Annotated in this window: 19 protein-coding genes; 14 read left to right on the forward strand and 5 right to left on the reverse strand. The window is 67.0% G+C overall.

Features of this window, described 5'->3' with window-relative positions; translation table 11 throughout:
• Positions 1-8 precede the first annotated feature (8 nt).
• From BLW48_RS20530 to BLW48_RS20580, 11 genes are all read left to right on the forward strand, one after another.
• Positions 9-317: a DUF2160 domain-containing protein gene (locus BLW48_RS20530; protein ID WP_093050783.1), complete on the forward strand. Its 309-nt coding sequence runs from the start codon at positions 9-11 to the stop codon at positions 315-317.
• 106 nt (positions 318-423) lie between these two features.
• Positions 424-2,157 (forward strand): ABC transporter substrate-binding protein, encoded by a 1,734-nt coding sequence (locus tag BLW48_RS20535; RefSeq protein ID WP_093050780.1) that lies wholly within the window; start codon positions 424-426, stop codon positions 2,155-2,157.
• Between the two features lie 184 nt (positions 2,158-2,341).
• Positions 2,342-3,322: a hypothetical protein gene (locus BLW48_RS20540; RefSeq protein WP_093177174.1), complete on the forward strand. Its 981-nt coding sequence runs from the start codon at positions 2,342-2,344 to the stop codon at positions 3,320-3,322.
• A complete protein-coding gene (locus BLW48_RS20545; protein ID WP_093177176.1) occupies positions 3,312-4,445 on the forward strand; it encodes a beta-ketoacyl-ACP synthase III in 1,134 nt (377 codons plus the stop codon). Before BLW48_RS20540 ends, BLW48_RS20545 begins: the two co-directional genes overlap by 11 nt.
• A gap of 2 nt (positions 4,446-4,447) precedes the next feature.
• Positions 4,448-4,843, forward strand: a complete 396-nt coding sequence (locus BLW48_RS20550; protein ID WP_093177177.1) for a DarG family dialkylresorcinol biosynthesis protein — start codon at positions 4,448-4,450, stop codon at positions 4,841-4,843.
• Positions 4,840-5,820 (forward strand): BtrH-related acyltransferase DarH, encoded by a 981-nt coding sequence (locus tag BLW48_RS20555; protein WP_093080158.1) that lies wholly within the window; start codon positions 4,840-4,842, stop codon positions 5,818-5,820. The genes BLW48_RS20550 and BLW48_RS20555 overlap by 4 nt, the downstream gene beginning before the upstream one ends.
• A complete protein-coding gene (locus tag BLW48_RS20560; RefSeq protein WP_093177179.1) occupies positions 5,820-6,728 on the forward strand; it encodes an ABC transporter ATP-binding protein in 909 nt (302 codons plus the stop codon). The genes BLW48_RS20555 and BLW48_RS20560 overlap by 1 nt, the downstream gene beginning before the upstream one ends.
• A gap of 5 nt (positions 6,729-6,733) precedes the next feature.
• The gene (locus BLW48_RS20565; RefSeq protein ID WP_093177180.1) at positions 6,734-7,891 is read left to right on the forward strand and encodes an ABC transporter permease; all 1,158 of its coding nucleotides are present in this window, start codon (positions 6,734-6,736) and stop codon (positions 7,889-7,891) included.
• Complete coding sequence (locus tag BLW48_RS20570; protein ID WP_256328860.1) at positions 7,888-8,163, forward strand: acyl carrier protein; 276 nt, start codon at positions 7,888-7,890, stop codon at positions 8,161-8,163. The genes BLW48_RS20565 and BLW48_RS20570 overlap by 4 nt, the downstream gene beginning before the upstream one ends.
• On the forward strand, positions 8,160-9,239 hold the full coding sequence (locus BLW48_RS20575) for a beta-ketoacyl synthase N-terminal-like domain-containing protein (protein ID WP_093177182.1): 1,080 nt from the start codon (positions 8,160-8,162) through the stop codon (positions 9,237-9,239). Before BLW48_RS20570 ends, BLW48_RS20575 begins: the two co-directional genes overlap by 4 nt.
• The gene (locus BLW48_RS20580) at positions 9,236-9,724 is read left to right on the forward strand and encodes a hypothetical protein (RefSeq protein WP_093177183.1); all 489 of its coding nucleotides are present in this window, start codon (positions 9,236-9,238) and stop codon (positions 9,722-9,724) included. The genes BLW48_RS20575 and BLW48_RS20580 overlap by 4 nt, the downstream gene beginning before the upstream one ends.
• 13 nt (positions 9,725-9,737) lie before the next feature.
• Here the strand turns inward: BLW48_RS20580 and BLW48_RS20585 are convergent, their stop codons facing one another.
• From BLW48_RS20585 to BLW48_RS20605, 5 genes are read right to left on the reverse strand one after another with little or no spacing between them, the layout of a single operon-like run.
• Positions 9,738-10,358: an HD domain-containing protein gene (locus BLW48_RS20585; RefSeq protein WP_093177185.1), complete on the reverse strand. Its 621-nt coding sequence runs from the start codon at positions 10,356-10,358 to the stop codon at positions 9,738-9,740.
• A gap of 5 nt (positions 10,359-10,363) precedes the next feature.
• A complete protein-coding gene (gene mltB, locus BLW48_RS20590) occupies positions 10,364-11,476 on the reverse strand; it encodes a lytic murein transglycosylase B (protein ID WP_093177186.1) in 1,113 nt (370 codons plus the stop codon).
• A gap of 53 nt (positions 11,477-11,529) precedes the next feature.
• Positions 11,530-13,551 (reverse strand): transglutaminase TgpA family protein, encoded by a 2,022-nt coding sequence (locus BLW48_RS20595; RefSeq protein ID WP_093177188.1) that lies wholly within the window; start codon positions 13,549-13,551, stop codon positions 11,530-11,532.
• 13 nt (positions 13,552-13,564) lie between these two features.
• Positions 13,565-14,542 (reverse strand): DUF58 domain-containing protein, encoded by a 978-nt coding sequence (locus tag BLW48_RS20600; RefSeq protein WP_093177189.1) that lies wholly within the window; start codon positions 14,540-14,542, stop codon positions 13,565-13,567.
• Positions 14,539-15,459 (reverse strand): AAA family ATPase, encoded by a 921-nt coding sequence (locus BLW48_RS20605; RefSeq protein ID WP_093177191.1) that lies wholly within the window; start codon positions 15,457-15,459, stop codon positions 14,539-14,541. Before BLW48_RS20605 ends, BLW48_RS20600 begins: the two co-directional genes overlap by 4 nt.
• 80 nt (positions 15,460-15,539) lie before the next feature.
• Between BLW48_RS20605 and BLW48_RS20610 the strand changes: the two genes are divergently transcribed.
• The 3 genes from BLW48_RS20610 to BLW48_RS20620 form a co-directional block, all read left to right on the forward strand.
• A complete protein-coding gene (locus BLW48_RS20610; protein ID WP_093080179.1) occupies positions 15,540-16,493 on the forward strand; it encodes a histone deacetylase family protein in 954 nt (317 codons plus the stop codon).
• A gap of 46 nt (positions 16,494-16,539) precedes the next feature.
• Complete coding sequence (locus BLW48_RS20615; protein ID WP_093177192.1) at positions 16,540-17,820, forward strand: mechanosensitive ion channel family protein; 1,281 nt, start codon at positions 16,540-16,542, stop codon at positions 17,818-17,820.
• A gap of 135 nt (positions 17,821-17,955) precedes the next feature.
• Positions 17,956-18,467: electron transfer flavoprotein subunit beta/FixA family protein (locus BLW48_RS20620; RefSeq protein ID WP_093177194.1), on the forward strand; the 512-nt coding region annotated here is incomplete at its 3' end.

The raw sequence follows: 18,467 nt of genomic DNA on the forward strand, positions 1-18,467 counted from the left end.
GCCGAGAGATGTTCGACTGGATGGTCTGGACCACCCCGGTGGCCGTGTTCTTCATCTGCATCGCGCTCATGCTGGTCGGCATGACGGTGTGGGAATTCAAGTCGCCCACCACGCTGCGGCGCGGCTGGCTGCCGATGGCCACCACACGTGGCGACCGGCTCTTCATCGGGCTGCTGTCGGCGGCGTACCTGAACCTGGTCTTCATCGGCCTGGCCGGCAAGTTCCAGGAGTGGTTCAGCCTCGAGGCCGAGCCTTCGATCTGGATCAGCTTCGTGCTGTCGATGGGCCTGCTTGCGCTCGTGATGCGCAAGGGCTGAGCAGGCACGGCTCTTAGAGTTCAACCAAATGCGTTCCGGCTCTCCGCCTCCCCGGAGCCGTGATCGAACACAACACCGGGGAAGCAACAACCGAGGAGACAACTTCATGAAGATGCGCTACACGGCATTGGCACTGGCAGCGGCGATGTTCGCCGCGCACGGTGCGGCAACGGCCGGCGAGGCTGAAGCCAAGAAATGGATCGACAGCGAGTTCCAGCCATCTACCTTGTCCAAGGACAAGCAGATGGAGGAAATGAAATGGTTCATCGATGCGGCCAAGAAGCTGCAGGCCAAGGGCGTGAAGGAGGTGTCCGTCGTCTCCGAAACCCTGACCACCCACGAGTACGAATCGAAGACGCTGGCCAAGGCCTTCGAGGAAATCACCGGCATCAAGGTCAAGCATGACCTGATCCAGGAAGGCGACGTGGTCGAGAAGCTGCAGACCTCGATGCAGTCGGGCAAGTCGATCTATGACGGCTGGGTGTCCGACTCCGACCTGATCGGCACGCACTACCGCTACGGCAAGATCATGTCGCTGACCGAGTACATGGGCGGCGCGGGCAAGGAGTTCACCAACCCCGGCCTCGACCTGAAGGATTTCATCGGCACCAGCTTCACCACTGCTCCCGACGGCCAGCTCTACCAGCTGCCCGACCAGCAGTTCGCCAACCTGTACTGGTTCCGCGCCGACCTGTTCGCGCGCAAGGACCTGCAGGACAAGTTCAAGGCCAAGTACGGCTACAACCTGGGCGTGCCGCTCAACTGGAGCGCCTACGAAGACATCGCCGAGTTCTTCAGCGTCGACGTGAAGACCATCGACGGCAAGCCGATCTACGGCCACATGGACTACGGCAAGAAGGACCCGTCGCTGGGCTGGCGCTTCACCGATGCGTGGCTGTCGATGGCCGGCTCCGCCGACAAGGGAATTCCCAACGGCATGCCGATCGACGAATGGGGCATTCGCGTGGCCGCCGACAAGTGCACGCCCACCGGCGCCTCGGTGTCGCGTGGCGGCGCCACCAACTCGCCGGCTGCCGTGTACGCGCTCACCAAGTACATCGACTGGATGAAGAAGTACGCGCCCAAGGAAGCCATGGGCATGACCTTCGGCGAATCCGGCCCCGTGCCGGCGCAGGGCCAGATCGCCCAGCAGATCTTCTGGTACACGGCCTTCACGGCCGACATGACCAAGAAGGGCCTGCCCGTGGTGAACGACGACGGCTCGCCGAAGTGGCGCATGGCCCCCGGCCCGAACGGTCCGTACTGGAAGCAGGGCATGCAGAACGGCTATCAGGACGTGGGTTCGTGGACCTTCTTCAAGGGCCATGACGCCAACAAGACGGCGGCAGCCTGGCTCTACGCGCAGTTCATCACTGCCAAGACCACCTCGCTGAAGAAGTCGATCACCGGCCTGACCTTCATCCGCGACAGCGACATCCGCTCGGACTACTTCACGCAGAACGCCAACAAGTACGGCGGCCTGATCGAGTTCTACCGCAGCCCGGCACGCGTGGCCTGGACCCCGACCGGCACCAACGTGCCCGACTATCCGAAGCTCGCGCAGCTCTGGTGGAAGAACGTGGCCGAGGCCGTCACGGGCGAGAAGACCCCGCAGAAGGCAATGGACAACCTGGCCGACGAGATGGACAACGTGATGGCCCGCCTCGAGCGCGCCGGCATGGCCCATTGCGCGCCCAAGCTCAACCCCAAGGGCGACCCGGCCAAGTACCTGAGCGACGACCACGCCCCGTGGAAGAAGCTGGCCAACGAGAAGCCGAAGGGCGAGACCATCGACTACAACAAGCTGCTGACCGCCTGGAAGGAAGGCAAGGTGCGCTGAGCTTCCCTCGCGCACCACGACAGGGGCCGTGCCGCAAGGTACGGCCCTTTTTTCTTGTTCTTTTTCCGCATCGCCGGCCATTTGACCGATTCGACCGTCTGATTGCCGCGACGCCATGACCATTGGCAGATGCGCTCGCTACAGGCATCGCGTACATTCGACGGCCCCCGAAACGCCACCGCCAGTGACTTCCAGCCCCTCCAGCCCCCCTCGAAGCGTCAAGCGCGTCCTCGTTCTTCGCTATTCGCAATCCGGCCAGCTCGACGAGGTTGCAGACCGGATCGTGGCGCCGCTGCGCGCCGATCCGTCGATCGAGGTGCACGAGGAAACGCTGCGCCCACTTGCGCCGTACCCCTTTCCCTGGCCCTTCCTGAGCTTCTTCGACGCCTTTCCGGAGTCGGCCCACATGAAGCCGCAGCCGCTGGCGCCGCTGTCGCTCACGGGCGAGGAAGACTTCGACCTCGTCATCCTCCCGTACCAGGTGTGGTTCCTGGCGCCTTCACAGCCCGTGGCGGCCTTCCTCAAGCACCCGGTGGCGGCGCGGCTGCTCAAGGGCAAGCCGGTGGTCACGGTCATCGCCTGCCGCAACATGTGGCTTCTGGCCCACGAAAAACTCAAGGGCATGCTCGACGACGTCGGCGCGAGGCTGATCGACAACGTGGTGCTGACCGACCCCGGCCCCACGCTCGCCACCTTCTTTACCACGCCGGCCTGGCTGATCTGGGGCCGCAAGCGCGGCTTCTGGGGCATGCCCGATGCGGGACTCAGTACCGAACAGATCGAAGGTACAGGCCGCTTCGGCCGTGCCCTGCGCGATGCCCTGCACAACGACCTGGAGCGCGGCACGCAGCCGCTGCTGGCCGGCCTCGGGGCGGTGCAGGCCAATGCCAGGCTGCTCATCAGCGAGAAGGCCGGCACGCGCAGCTTCTACCTCTGGGGCAAGCTGATCATGGCCGCCGGCGGGCCCGGCGCGTGGCAGCGCAAGCCGCTGCTGCTGCTGTACGTGCTGTTTCTGCTGGTACTGATCATTACGGTGGTGCCCGTGAGCCTGAGCCTGCAGGCACTCTTGCGACCTTTGTTCAGAGGGTGGCTGACTAAAATGACAGCCCAATTCGAGTGCCCGTCGGGCTCTGCCACGGACCGCACCCCCCTCTATGACGACTGATGTCTTCCTGACCCGCACCGCCGCCTTTCTGCCCTTTTCCCCGGTCAGCAATGAAGACATCGAAGACGTCCTCGGTCGCATCGGCGGCAAGGCGTCCCGCGCGCGGCGGCTGATCCTGCGCAGCAACGGCATCCAGTCGCGCCACTACGCCATCGACCGCGCCACGGGCGAACTGGCGATGACCAACGCGCAGCTCACTGCATCCGCGATCCGCGCGCTGGGCGACGTAGGGCCGGTCGACTGCCTCGTCACCGGCACCTCGCTGCCCGACCAGCTCATGCCCAACCACGCGGTAATGGTGCACGGCGAACTCGGCTGGCCGCGGCTCGAAGTAGTGGCCTGCGCGGGCATCTGCCTGGCCGGTGCCACCGCGTTGAAGCATGCATGGCTCTCGGTGCGCGCGGGCGATGCCCGGCGCGCGGTGGCCACGGGTTCCGAGCTGGCCTCGGCCGTGATGCGCGGCTCGCGCTTCGAGGCCGAGCTCGAGCACAAGCTCGAAGCATTGGAGGCGCGGCCCGAACTGGCCTTCGAGAAAGACTTTCTGCGCTGGATGTTGTCCGACGGCGCGGGTGCAGTGCTGCTGGAGCGCGAGCCACGCGGGCCGCTGTCGCTGCGCATCGACTGGATCGACCTGTCGTCCGCCGCGCACGAGCTGCCTGTGTGCATGTACGCCGGCGCCGAGAAGAATGCCGAAGGCGGCCTCGACGGCTGGGGGCGCAAGTCGCCCGAAGACTGGCGGCGCGAGTCGACCTTCGCCGTCAAGCAGGACGTGCGCCTGCTCAACGACAACATCGTGCGCGCCACGCTGGGCGAGCCGCTGGCGGCCATCATCGAGCGGCGCGGGCTGAAGACGGCGGACATCGACTGGTTCCTGCCGCACCTGTCGTCGCAGTACTTCGTCGAGCCGGTGAGCCAGTGCCTCGAATCGCTGGGCCTGCCGATTCCGCGCGAGCGCTGGTTCAGCAATCTTGCGAGCAAGGGCAACACAGGTTCGGCGTCGCCGTACATCATGCTCGACGAGTTGTTCCGCTCGGGCCGCATCAAGCGCGGCCAGAAGCTGCTGATGTTCGTGCCCGAAAGCGGCCGCTTCTCCAGCGGCTTCATCTACATGGAAGCGGTGTAGCCATGGATCTCGACGCTGTACCGCAGGAGGGCAATGCGACCCTCGACGGCCACTCCAAGCTGATGTACGCCCGCGATGCGCAGGGCTGCGTCGTCACCACCACTTCGCGCGGCTGGGAGGCGGAAGAGATCGTCACCAGCCATGCGGTCGACGTGCTCGTCGAACAGGCGCAGGCCGCAAAGGAGCGCGTGAAAGCGGGGCAGGCCTCGCCGCTCGAATACTGGATGTACGAGCGCCGCATGGACGTGGCGCTGCTCTCGCAGACCAGCGGCTTCTGGCAGTGGCGCGTGCGGCGCCACCTGCAGCCGCGCCATTTCGCCGCGCTGTCGTCGGCGCAACTCGCACGCTACAGCGAAGCGCTGGGCCTGCCCGTTTCCACCTTGCAAGGCCTGCCGTGAACTTTCAACACCAACAGGCGGCGCATTGCGAAAGCGGCGTCATCTCCAGCCTGATGCGCCACCACGGCGCGCCGATGAGCGAGAGCATGGCGCTGGGCCTGTCGTCCGCGATTTCGTTCGCGTACCTTCCCTTCATCAAGCTGTCGGGCCTGCCGCTGATCTCGTACCGCATGCCGCCCAAGGCCATCATCAAGGGCCTGCTGGCGCCGATGGCCGCGCGCTTCCGCTTCGAGACCTTTCGCAGCGCCGAGGCGGGGCAGCAGAGGCTCGACGCGCTGCTGGCCGATGGCCAGCTGGTGGGGCTGCAAACGTCGGTGTACTGGCTGCCGTACTTTCCGCCGAACATGCGCTTTCACTTCAATGCGCACAACCTGCTGGTGTACGGCAAGGACGGCGACGACTACCTGATCAGCGACCCGGTGTTCGAGGAGCCCGTGCGTTGCGCGAGCAGCGACCTGGCACGTGCCCGCTTCGCCAAGGGCGTGCTGGCCCCGAAGGGACTCATGTACTACCCGCAGGCCATCGACCGCAAGGTCGTCGATGCGGCCTCGGTGGTCAAGGCCATCCGCAAGACAGTGCGCAACATGCTCGCGCCCATTCCCATCGTCGGTGTGCGCGGCATGCACACGCTGGCCAAGCGCATGCAGAAGCTGTCGCCGGCCGATCCGCGCAGCGTCGACTTCATCGGCCACGTGGTGCGCATGCAGGAAGAAATCGGCACGGGTGGGGCGGGCTTCCGCTTCATCTATGCGGGCTTTCTGCAGGAGGCGGCCCAGCTGCTCGACAAGCCGCAGCTGCAGCAGATGTCCGAGCGGCTCATCGCCATCGGCGACGGCTGGCGTGCATTCGCGCTCAAGGCAGCGCGCATGGTGAAGGGGCGCGAGGCGGTCGACCCGGCTGCGCTGGCTGCGAAGCTGCGTGAGCAGGCGCAGCAGGAAGAAAGCTTTTTCCGCGACCTGAAGGCAGCCGTCGCCTGATGTTAGAGCTGCGCCAGCTCAGCTACCGCTACCCGCATGCCGACGCGCCCGCGCTGGCCGACGTATCGCTCGCGGTGCCAAAGGGCTGCGTACTGGGTTTGCTGGGACCGAACGGCGCAGGCAAGACCACGCTGATCTCGCACCTGTCGGGCGCGCTGGCCGTGCAGTCGGGCGAGATCCGAATCGATGGCCAGCCGCTGCAGCAGGTGCGCGCGAAGACACCTACGCGCATTGCCGTGGCGCCACAGGAGCAGGCTTTCTATCCAATGCTGACCGTGGCCGAGAACCTTGCCTGCTTTGCCGCGGCTGGAGGCCTGTCGGGTGCGCGCAAGAAGGAGCGCATCGCGGCCTGTACGCAGTTTGCGCAGCTGGAGCAGTTCGCTGGCGTGCGCGCCGAGCGGCTCTCGGGCGGCCTCAAGCGCCGGCTCAACCTGGCCATTGCCCTGCTGCCCGAACCCGAGCTGATGCTGTTCGACGAACCCACCGTGGGCGTCGATCCGCAATCGCGCGCCTTCATCCTCGACGCCATCAAGAGCCTCGCGCAGCAGGGCGCGGCAGTGATCTACGCCTCGCACTACATGGAAGAGATCGAGGCGATCGCTGACCGTGTCGCCATCCTCGACCGCGGCCATGTGCTGCGCGAAGGCTCGCTCGACGAACTGCTGTCGAAGAACGCGATGCTGCTCACGCTGGCTGCTGACGGGCTAGATGCCGACATGCTCTCGCGCTTCGGCACGGTGGAGCAGGTGGGTGTGCACTGGCGCATTCACCTGAACGCCGGCAGCGGCCCGGGGCCTGTGCTGGCCGCGCTCGAAGCTGCGGGCATCGAAGTGCGCCATGCCGAGTTCGGCCGCCATGACCTCGAGCAGCTGTTCATGGCGCTCACCCATCGCTCGCTGCGCGACTGAACCCCATGCTCCTCGCGCTCATCAAGAAAGAACTGCTCGCCCTCGTGCGCGACATGCATGGCCTTGCCGCGCTGTTCCTGATGCCGATGGTCTTCATCGTGCTGATGTCGCTCACGCTGAAGGATATCTATCGCCCGCCACTGGCCGAGCTGACTTATGCCATCGACATGCGCGACACGGCCACGCCGGCCAAATGGCTGCAGCAGCTCTGGCAGCGCAGCCATGGTGCACCGCAGCCGCTGGGCAGCGACTGGCAGGCGCGGCTGCGCAACGGCTCGCTCAAGTACGTGATCGTGATGGAGCCGGGCCTGTCTGAAGAACTGGAATCTGCCGCGCTGTCGACGCAGGCGCGCATCCATCTGCTGACCGAGCCGGGCATCGACGCCAACCTGTTCAACGCGCTGCGTGCCGAACTCATCGGCGCGTCGGGCGAACTCAAGGCGCGCCTTGCGCTGGCGGTGCCCGGCACAGCCAGCCCTGCGCCAGAGGCCTCCATCGAGGCGATGGTGCGTGCCGAGCGCTTCTCCACCGCCGGCCCGCGGCCGACCTCGGTGCAGCAGAACGTGCCGGCATGGCTGGTGTTCGGCATGTTCTTCGTGGTGGCCTCGCTCTCCAGCCTGTTCGTGCAGGAGCGCAGCTCGGGCGCGCTCGGCCGGCTGCAGAGCCTGGGCGTGTCGCGCACCATGCTGTTGGCATCGAAGGCGCTGCCGTACCTGGGCGTGAACGCGCTGCAGGCTGTGCTGATGCTCGCGGCCGGCATCTGGTTCATGCCGCTGATCGGCGGCGATGCACTGTCGCTCGCGGGCATCCATTGGGGTGCTCTGCTGCTGTCGCTGGGGGCAGTGAGCCTGGCGGCGGTGAGCCTGTCGCTCGCGCTGGCTTGCCTGGTGCGCAGCCATGCGCAGGCCGCCACCATCGGGCCGATGGTCAATGTGCTGATGGCGGCGGCGGGCGGCATCATGGTGCCCAAGTTCGTCATGCCGGGCTTCATGCAGCGGCTGGTCGAGATCTCTCCGATGAACTGGGGGCTCGAGGCGCTGCTGACCGTGCTGCTGCGCGGCGGCGGCGTGGCCGATGCCCTGCCGCAGATCGGCCGGCTGGTCGTGTTCGCGGCGCTGATGTTTCTTCTGGCCGTTTTCCTGTTTCGCAGGCGCGCACCGTGAGCACCACCGTCACCCCTGAATTCATTGCCAGCCTCAAGGCGATGGTGCTCGAAGCCGTCGAGAAAGATGCGCCCCCGGGCGGCCTCGGCGACGACGAGCCGCTGTTCGGCCCCGAGGCCCGGCTCGACCTCGATTCGCTCGACGCCCTGCAGGTGTCGATGACGATCCAGCAGCGCTTTGGCGTGCGTATGCCCGACAGCAAGGAAACGCGCCGGGCGATGACTTCCATCGCCCATCTCGCGGAGCATCTGGCGCAAGCGGGCAAGGCATGAACGATGTCTACCTGGCCGGCATGGGCCTGGCCTGTGTGCTGGGTGACGACATGCCGTCCGTGCTGGCCTCATTGCGACATGGTGGCGTGCCCCCGACGCCGGTGGCCGTGGCGGACGGAATCAGCTGGCCGGTCTACGCGCTGGCGTCGAGAGAAGGCGACTGGACGCAGCGCCTGTGCAGCACCGTGCGCAGCGTGGTTGCGCAGACTGACAAGACCGGTGATTTGGGACCACGCACCGCGCCGCTGTTCGTGGCCTCGTCGTCGCTCGACATCGGCTTCATGGAATACGAGAAACAGGATCTGCGGCTAGGCGGTGATCTGCAGGACTTTGCCGGTGTCGTGGCCCGCGCGCTGGACTGGCAGGGGCCGGTGTTCACCGTCTCGACCGCCTGCACCTCGGCGCTGAACGCCGTGCTGGCCGCCGCCGACCTGATCCGAAGCGCGGAGGCCGACGAAGCGCTGGTGATCGGCGTCGAGATGGACAACCGCTTCACCGTGGCCGGCTTCGGCGCGATGCAACTGCTGGCGCCAGACAGCGCGCAGCCCTTCGGTGCGCAGCGCAAGGGGCTGGTGCTCGGCGAAGCGGTGGCTGCATTGCGCCTGACATCGCAGCCCGCGCGATGGCAGATCACGGGTGGCGCCAATGTGGTCGATGGGCGCAACCCCTCGGGCACCGAAGCCTCGGCCGTGCTCGCGATGTGTCGCGGCGCGCTGACGCAGAGCGGCCTGCAGCCCGGCGACATTGACCTGATCAAGGTGCAGGCGGCTGGCAGCCCCGTCAACGACGCCATCGAGGTGGAAGCGCTGAAGCAGGTGTTCGATCCGCTGCCGCCGCTGGTGTCGCTCAAGTCGGCGATCGGCCACACGCTGGGCGCGGCGGGGGCGGCGGAATTGGCCCTGCTGGTTGGCTGCATCGAAGGTGGCGTCTGGCCCACCGTGGACTATCCGCTCGACGCCTCGCTCGGCATTGCGCTGAGCGAGCGGGCGCCGCAGAAGCTGCGCAACATCCTGCTCAACGTGGTCGGCTTCGGCGGCGGGCATGCCTCGCTGGTGTTGAAGGATGTCGGCTCATGAGCACCTGGCGCACCGCAGCGCATTTCGTCGCGCATCCGCCGCCCGCCGACTGGCGCGACGACCTGGCCCGCCGCATCGGCCGCCGGCCGCGCCGCGTCGGCCTGTGGACCGAACTGGCGATGTACGGCGCGCGCTGCTGTCTAGACGCCGCTGGCGAGGCAGCGCTGCCGGCCGGCGCGCGCATCCGCGTTGCCAGCATGCGCGGCGCATGGGGCGCCACGCATGCGGGGCTGACCCAGCTCGATGCGGGCCTGCCGATGCCCTTCACCTTCATGCAGAGTCAGCCTGCGCTGATGCTGGCCGAAGTCGGCCGGTGCCTTGAATGGCAGGGCGACGCCAGCTTCGCGCTGTGCCGCGATGCGGCGCGCACGCTGCAGCTGGCGAAGCTGGGTGCGTCGCGTAATGGACTGTTGTTCGGCATCGTTGAAGAGGAGCGCAACGGCGAACTGCCGCGCTCCGAGTGGTGGCGGCTGATGCCCGACTGACGGGCAAGGCCAGTCAGCCGGCGATGGAGCGTTGCAGGTTGGCGCGCGCCTGTGCTTCGAGCTGCGCGTGCATCCGCGGTGTTGCGTAGATGGCCTGGCGGTCGAGAAAGCGCTGAAGGATCGCGCGGCGGCGCGGCAGGCGCACTTCATCCGGAACGAAGGCGTACTCGGCATGCACCTGGCGCTCGTACTCGTCGAAGCGTGTGCGTTCAGCGCCGAGGATCGACAGGTCGATGTCGATCAGCAGTTCGGCATCGCGGCCTTCGGGCACCGCGTCGTGGCGCGTGGCCATGACGAGCGCGTGAACCCGTTCGGCTGCTGCTTCGTCCACGCCGGCTTCAAGCAGGGCCTGGCGCGCCCAGTCGGCGCTGCGAGCTTCGTTGTCGTGGGCGTGCACGTCGTAGGTCGCGTCGTGGAACCACAGCGCAAGCGCCACTTCGCCGGGGCGCTCGGCCGATGTCTTCTCGCGCTCGAACCACGCGAGGCATTCGCCCAGGTGCTGCATCGTGTGGTAGTGGCGCTGCGGCTCGCCGTAGCGGCGCTGCAGCTCGGTGCACAGCGCATCGCCGGGCGATTCGACGCCCAGCGCACGCCATGCGTCGGTCCAGTTCGCGTGCAGCGCCTCGGGTGTCATGGTGCCTATTGCTCCATTGCCGCCTTGACCTCTTGCCCGAGGTCGAGCACGGACATGGCGTAGTAGCTGCTCCAGTTGTAGCGCGTGATCACGTAGAAGTTGCGCGTGCCCGCCACGTAGGTTGGCAGTGTGTCGGCACCGTTCTGCAGTTCGATCAATGCGAGCAGGCCCTTGTGCTTGATGCCTTCACCTTCGGGCACCGCGCCAGCGGCCACGAAGCTGTCGGCGCTGAAGGTCGGCAGGATGTCGGGCGCCAGCAGCAGCGCCTTCTGCAGCCGCGCTTCCTCGAAATGCACCGGGTAGATGGCCGGCATGCCGGGTGTCCAGCCGAAGGACTTGAAGTAGTTGGCGACCGAGCCGATCACGTCGGCCGGGTTGTTGACGAGGTCGATGCGGCTGTCGCCGTCGAAGTCGACCGCGTACTTGGCCATGCTGCTGGGCATGAACTGCGGCATGCCCATGGCGCCGGCATAGCTGCCCAGGGGCGTGAGCGGATCGTCGGCGGTGCGGCTCTCGGTGCTCAGGAAGCTTTCGAGTTCGCCGCGGAAGAATGCCTGGCGCTCGGCGGCGCGTGGGTGGCCGTCGGGGAAGTCGAATGAGAGCGTGGCCAGCGCGTCGATCACGCGGAAGTTGCCCATGTTGCGGCCGTAGATGGTTTCCACGCCGATGATGCCGACGATGATTTCAGGCGGCACGCCGTACACCTGCTCGGCGCGCGCCAGCGTGTCGGCGTTGGCGCGCCAGAAGCGCACGCCGGCCGCGATGCGCACCGGGTCGATGAAGCGGCTGCGGTACGTTTGCCAGTTCTTCACGGTGCCGACCGGGCCCGGCAGCATCAGGCGCGGCACGTTGGGCAGGAAGCGCGCGCTGCCGATGGTGGCGCGCACCCAGTCGCGGTCGAGTCCTCGGCGCTCGGCCACGTCGTCGGCGAATTGCATCGCGTCGTCGCGCGTGGCGTAGGGCGTGCTGCCGCGCACCGGGTTGGCGGCTGCATTCCGGCCATTGGAAGGGCCGTTGGAAGATTTCTGGGCCATGGCCCCCGTGGACCAGGCGCAGCATGCGGCGAGAAGAGCGGCTGCCGCAGCGGCGCGCGAAGGCGTAGGGAGAAAAAATCGCATCGGCCGATTGTGCCGTCCGCCCGCGCCGCCCCTCTTCAGGGACACATGTGGTTTCAGCCGCGTGCGTTGGCGCTGGGCCAGGCGAGGTGGCGGAACTCCGAGCGCAGGGTGGAGAGCGAGTCTGGCGTGGCCGGCGCGTAGCGCTGCGCTTCGAGCTTCAGCAGCCAGTCGCGCACGGCCTGCGCGGCAGGGCCGAAACGCGCGTCGGCTGCCTGCGCCATCTGGCGGGGCGGGGCGGTGTCGGGCAGTTGCAGGCCGGCCTTGGCGAGGCGCGCGCGCGCCTGGCCCAGCAGGCGCAGCCACGGATCGTGCCGGCTGCGCTCCCACAGCGTCCAGGCGGCACCGGCCAGGCTCGCGCCCACCAGCAGGTAGAGCAGCACGTAGGCCAGGTCTTCGAGGCTCGGCGCTTCGAAGCCGATGTTCTTCAGCAGGTTGAGCTGGCGGCTCTGCGTGTAGTTGAGCACCCACTGGTTCCAGCCGTTGTTCACGGCCTCCCAGGCGGCGCGGATGTTCTGGGCGAGCGTGGGGCTCATCGAGCCGATGGCGCCCGCGAACAGGCCCGGTTGCGGCACGAGCCGTTGCGTCTGGCCGATGCGCCCCGGGGCGACGGAGCCTGTCGGGTCCACGCGCGTCCAGCCGGTGCCTTCCTGCCAGATCTCGGCCCACGCGTGGGCATCGCTCTGTCGCACGATCCAGTAGTTGTCTACGCTGTTGAGTTCTCCGCCCTGATAGCCCGTCACGATGCGTGCCGGAATGCCGAGGTTGCGCATCAGCACCACGAAGGCCGAGGCAATGTGCTCGCAGAAGCCTTCCTTGCGGTCGAACCAGAACTCGTCGGCGGTGTTGTCGCCATAAACGCCCGGCTCCAGCGTGTAGGTGTAGCCGCCGGTGCGAAGGCGCCGCAGGGCGGCCTGCACGAATGCCTGTGCATTGGCGTTGGCCAGCGCGGGATCGGCGCGCATCTCGGCGGCGAGGGCGGCGGTGCGCGGGTTGGTGCCAGGCGGCAGCGCCAGGTAGGCCTGGAGCTGGCCGCCCGTACGCTTCACCGGGCCGCTCTGGAACTGCGTGTAGCTCTCGGCGCGGTAGCGCACCAGATCGGTGACGGGGCGGTTAGCGAGCCATTGCAGGTCGGGCGTGCCGGTGACTTCGAATCCGGGAGCCTCGGGAGGGCGCTGCGAGGCGTCGAGGGTCAGCAGCCAGGGGCGGTTGTTGGCTTCGAGCGTGATTTCGTAGCGCACGGGCTCGCCGCTCACGCGCAGGTTGGCGGACCACTGCGCGCCGCGCGCCCATGACGGGAGCGCGGTCCACTCACGGCCGTCGAACTGCGCCAGCACCGGCCCGCGAAAGTAGAGCTGGCTTTGCGGCGGCGCACGGTCGCCATCGAACTTGATGCGTGCGGCAATCCTGTCGTCGAGCGCCAGTTCGGCGATGGTGCCCACGCGCATGGTGTTCGACAGGCCGGTGCGGCCCGCCATGGCGTCGCTGGGCGTGCCCCACAGCGGTGCGAAGCGCGGGAACAGCAGGAACAGCGCGAGCATGATCGGTGCGCCCGCAAGCGCCATCCATCCCGCGGTGCGCGCGGCCTGCATCAGCGGAGGCCGGCCCACGGGCATGTGCGCGTTGACCAGTGCCGTCAGCAGGCCCAGCAGCGCCAGCAGCATGGTGAAGGCGGTCAGCAGCGATTGCGAATAGAAGAAGTTCGTGAGCATCGTGAAGAAGCCCAGGAAGAAGACGACGAAGGCGTCTCGCCGCGCGCGCAGTTCCAGCGTCTTGAGTGCGAGCAGGCTGACGATCAGCGTGACGCCCGCGTCCCGGCCCAGCAGCGTGCGGTGGGTGGCGTAGGTGGCGCCGATCGTCAGCATCAGCAGCGCAAGGCGCCACCACTTGCTGGGAAGGGGGCGTGCCTGCACGGCCAGCGAGGCGCGCCAGAGCAGCACCATCGCCGTGATGGCCGTGCACCACCAGGGCAGGTTCTCGACCTGCGGCAAGAGGATCAGGCCGATGACGCAGAGAAGGAAAAGGGTGTCCCTGGCATCGCGGGGAAGCGAGGCGAGTTCGCGTGCAACTCTGTTCATTCGACGGTCTCGTTCAGCACAGGGCCAATGCCTCCAGGCAGGCCCGCCGGTGGGCTTCGCCCTGGGACGGCTTCACGACCCGGCCCGCCACCCGCACGCCGTAGTCCACGCCCAGCCGGTCTGACATCAGCACCCAGGCGCACAAGCGCGAGATGCGGGCCTCGGTGTCCGCGAGGCCGGTGGCCTGTGCATCGAGCCAGAGTTCTTCGCGCTGGGTCTGCTGCGTGTCGCGGCTGACGAGGTCTTCCGACCCGGCTGCCTGCGCCCGCGCGGCCTTCTTCCAGACCACGAGCTTCAGCGGATCGCCGCGCCGGTAGGCCCGCACGCCATCGTATTCGCCGGAGTTGTGTGCCCGCAGCGCGGCGGACACCGCTGCCGGCCCCGACAGGGGCTCGCCCGGCGGGAGCGGCGGCGGATGCGCTTCGGGCGTGGGGTACACCAGCATCTGCGCGGCCGGCCGCCAGACCGTCCACACGCGGAACGTGCCGAGCGGGAAGCGTGTTTCCGCCGTCAGCGGCGGCACTGGATGCAGCCCGCGCCGCTCGGGCTTGAATGCGATCTCGACCGTCGACGTGCCCTCGGCCGGCACATCGGTCCAGGCCCATTGCCCGCTGCCGCGCACGGCCATGCCGATGCCGTAGCGCACGCTGCGTCGCGTGTTGTGCAGCACCACCCGGAAGACGGCGGCGGCGCCTGCGTAGTGGGCGTCGGGCGCCACCATGTGCATGGCCAGTCCGCGCAGCGTGCCGTGGCAAACGTGCATGCCCACGGCCACGCTGCCGGCGAGCAGGAAGGTCAGCAGGTAGCCCAGGTTGAGCTGGTAGTTGATCGAGGCGATCAGCAGCACCAGCAGCGTTGCCGCCAGCGTCCATCCAGCCCGCGTGGGCACGATGTAGACATTGCGCTGCGTCAGCTCCAGCGTGTCCGACGGCGGACGGCGCGACAGGAACCAGCCGTCGATGCGCGAGCGGAGGGCGCCTGCAGGGCTCACGGCAGCGGCACTGCGGCGATCATGGCGCGCACCTGCTCGACGGCGCCGCGGCCAGCGTCGCCAACCGGCGTGAGGCGGTGCGCGATCGTCTGCGGCAGCACGGCCTGCACGTCATCGGGTGCGACGTAGTTGCGGTTGGCCAGCAGCGCTTGCGCCTTGGCCGCGCGCAGCACCGCGATGCCGGCGCGCGGCGACAGGCCCTGCAAAAACCAGCGGCCAGAGCGCGTGGCGGCGATCAGGTCTTGCACGTAGTTGAGCAACGGATCGGTCGCATGCACCTGCTGCACACGCTGCTGCAGGGCGGTCAGCTCGCCGGCGGTCAGCATCGCGGGCAGGGAGGCCAGCATTTCTCGGCGGTCGACGCCCGAGAGCAGCTGGCGCTCGGCGGCGCGGTCGGGGTAGCCGAGCGAGATGCGCATCAGGAAACGGTCGAGCTGCGACTCGGGCAGGGCGAAGGTGCCGAGCTGGTCCTGCGGGTTCTGCGTGGCGATCACGAAGAAGGGCGTGGGCAGGGGGCGGGTCTCGCCTTCGACGGTGACCTGCTTTTCTTCCATCGCCTCGAGCAGCGCACTCTGGGTCTTGGGGCTGGCGCGGTTGATTTCGTCGGCCAGCAGCACCTGCGCGAAGATCGGCCCGGGGTGGAACACGAAGGCCTGCTGGCCCCGGTCGTAGATTGCCACGCCCGACAGGTCGCCCGGCATCAGGTCGGCGGTGAACTGCACCCGGGAGAATTGCAGCCCGAAGGTATGCGACAGCGCGTGGGCGAGGGTGGTCTTGCCGACCCCCGGCACGTCCTCGATCAGCAGGTGCCCGCCTGCCAGCAGACAGGCCACGCAGTCGCGCACTTGGGCCTCTTTGCCCACGATCACCGTGTTAAGCTGAGTTAACAAAGTGGCTAGCTTTGCAGCAACGTCCATATTTGTATCCATATGCAAACGATACCGTAAGACCTGCCGGCCCCATGCCGCGTGAGGTCTAGACGTGGCGACAGAGACACATGGGCAAGACAGGCTACTTCACACATCGCGACTTCTGGAAGCACGACATGGGCGGGGGGCATCCCGAATGTCCCGGGCGCCTGGATGCCATCGAAGACCGCCTGCTGCTTACCGGCGTGGGTGACGCACTGGAGCACTGCGAGGTGCCGCTGGCCACCCTGGAGCAGCTCACCCGGGCGCACAGCACGGAGCACGTCGAGTACCTCGAGGAACTGCATCAGCGCCTGGTGGCCGACGAGCCCGCCGGCGGCCCCGACCACGCGCAGGTCGATCCCGACACGATGCTCACCCGCTTCACCCTGCTGGCCGCGCGCCGCGCCGCTGGCGCCGCGATTGCCGCGACCGACGCGGTGATTGCCGGCGATCTGGAAAACGCCTTCTGCTCGGTGCGCCCACCTGGCCACCACGCTTGCCGGGAGCAGGCGATGGGCTTCTGTTTCTTCAACAACATCGCCATTGCCGCGCGGCACGCCATCGACGTGCACGGCCTGGAGCGCGTGGCCATCGTCGACTTCGACGTGCACCACGGCAACGGTACCGAGAACATCCTGTCGAACGACCCGAACGTGCTGATGGTCGGCTTCTTCCAGCATCCGTTCTACCCGTACAGCGGCACGGTGCACCCGGCGTCGAACATGCTGAACCTGCCGATCCCGGCCTACACCCGGGGCATGGACGTGCGTGAGCTGATCGAGGCGATCTGGATGCCGCGGCTGGAAGAATTCAAGCCGCAGATGATCTTCATCAGCGCCGGCTTCGACGCCCACCGCGAGGACGACCTGGGCCAGCTTGGCCTCAACGAGAACGACTTCGCCTGGATCACGGGCCGCATACAGGATGTTGCCAGGCGCCATGCGAAGGGCCGTATCGTCTCGATGCTCGAAGGCGGCTACAACCTCGATGCGCTGGCGCGCAGCGTCGAAGCCCACATCCGCGTTCTCGCGGACCTGTAACGCAGCCGGCGCGAATGGCGCCCACGCTTCCGTTTTCTTTCAATAGATGAATTTCAACGATTTCACCCAACGCCTCGCCCAGGTCGATGCGCGCGGCATCGGCGTCGAATTGGTTGCGCTGGTGGCCTGCGTGGCGCTGGCCTGGGCCGTGAGCAAATGGTTCGGCCGCGACCAGCCCAAGGACTCGATCTGGTTCGGCGAAAGCACCTTCGACGGACTGCTGTTCCCGCTGCTGGCGCTGGTGCTCACCGATCTCGCCCGGCGCGTGGTGATCGATTTCCAGACCGTGCTGGTGCTGCGCATCGCGGTGCCAGTGTTCCTGTCGCTGGCGGTCATCCGGCTGTTTGCGCGGGTGCTGCGGGCGGTGTTCCCGGCGTCCAACGTCGTGCGGCTGATCGAGCGCACAGTCTCCTGGCTGGCCTGGATCGCGGCGGTGCTCTGGATCGTCGGACTGCTGCCGCCGGTGCTGGCCGAACTCGACCAGATCACGCTGGCCTTCGGCAAGACGCGCGTGAGCCTGCAGACGATCTTCCAGGGCGTGCTGTCGGCGGGGCTGGTGCTGGTGATCTCGCTGTGGATCTCCAGCACCATCGAAAAACGCATCCTGCGCGAGGCCGTCACCGACCTGTCGATGCGCAAGGTGGCTTCGAACGCGGTGCGCGCCTTCCTGCTGCTGGTCGGCCTGCTGTTCGCGTTGTCGGCGGTGGGGGTGGACCTGACGGCGCTGTCCGTGCTGGGTGGCGCGCTCGGCGTGGGCCTTGGCTTCGGGCTGCAGAAGCTGGCGGCCAATTACGTGAGCGGCTTCGTGATCCTGCTCGAACGCTCGATCCGCATCGGCGACAACGTGAAGGTCGACACCTTCGAAGGCCGCATCACGGATATCAAGACCCGCTACACCCTCATTCGCGCGGGCAACGGACGCGAGGCCATCGTGCCGAACGAATCGCTCATCACCAGCCGGGTGGAAAACCTGTCGCTGGCCGACCGCAAGTTCAACATCACGACCACCATCGTGGTCGGCTATGAGAGCAACGTGGTGCAGGTGCAGACCATCCTGTGCGATGCGGCCAAGGCCCAGCCGCGCGTGATGACTGACCCGGAGCCCGTGGCCTTCCTCATGAACTTCGCGCCCGACGGCCTGGAGTTCACGCTGAACTTCTGGGTGGCCGACCCCGACAAGGGCAAGGACAACCTGCGCTCGGCCATCAACATCGCCATCCTCGACGGGCTGCGCGGCGCGGGCATCGACATTCCCTATCCGCAGCGGGTGGTGCGTGTGGAGTCTTTACCGGATGGACTCGCCCAGGCACCCAACGCTGTTTTATAATCACGGAAAAGCACGATCGTTCTTTTTTCTTGGCGCCTGTGCCGATGAGAAGAACGGAGAGGCCGCAAAGGTCGCGTCCTAGAATGACCGGCTGCCCTCGAAGCCCCCTTTTTGCAATCCAATGGAGTCAAGTCAATGAAGGTTCTTGTACCTGTCAAACGGGTCGTCGACTACAACGTGAAAGTGCGCGTCAAGAGCGACGGCACCGGAGTGGACATTGCCAACGTCAAGATGAGCATGAACCCCTTCGACGAGATCGCCGTTGAAGAGGCCGTGCGCCTGAAGGAAAAGGGCGTAGTCACTGAAGTGATCGCAGTCTCCTGCGGTGACGCCAAGTGCCAGGAAACCCTGCGCACCGCCATGGCCATCGGCGCCGACCGCGGCATCCTCGTGGAAACCAACGAAGAGCTGCAACCCCTGGCTGTCGCCAAGCTGCTCAAGGCGCTGGTGGACAAGGAACAGCCGTCGCTCATCATCCTGGGCAAGCAAGCCATCGACGACGACGCCAACCAGACCGGCCAGATGCTGGCGGCTCTTGCTGACCTGCCCCAGGCCACCTTCGCCTCCAAGGTCGAAGTCGCTGGCGACAAAGCCACCGTCACCCGCGAAGTCGACGGCGGCCTGGAAACCATCTCCCTGAGCCTGCC

The organism is Variovorax sp. YR266 (assembly GCF_900107295.1).
Classification (GTDB): Bacteria; Pseudomonadota; Gammaproteobacteria; order Burkholderiales; family Burkholderiaceae_C; genus Variovorax.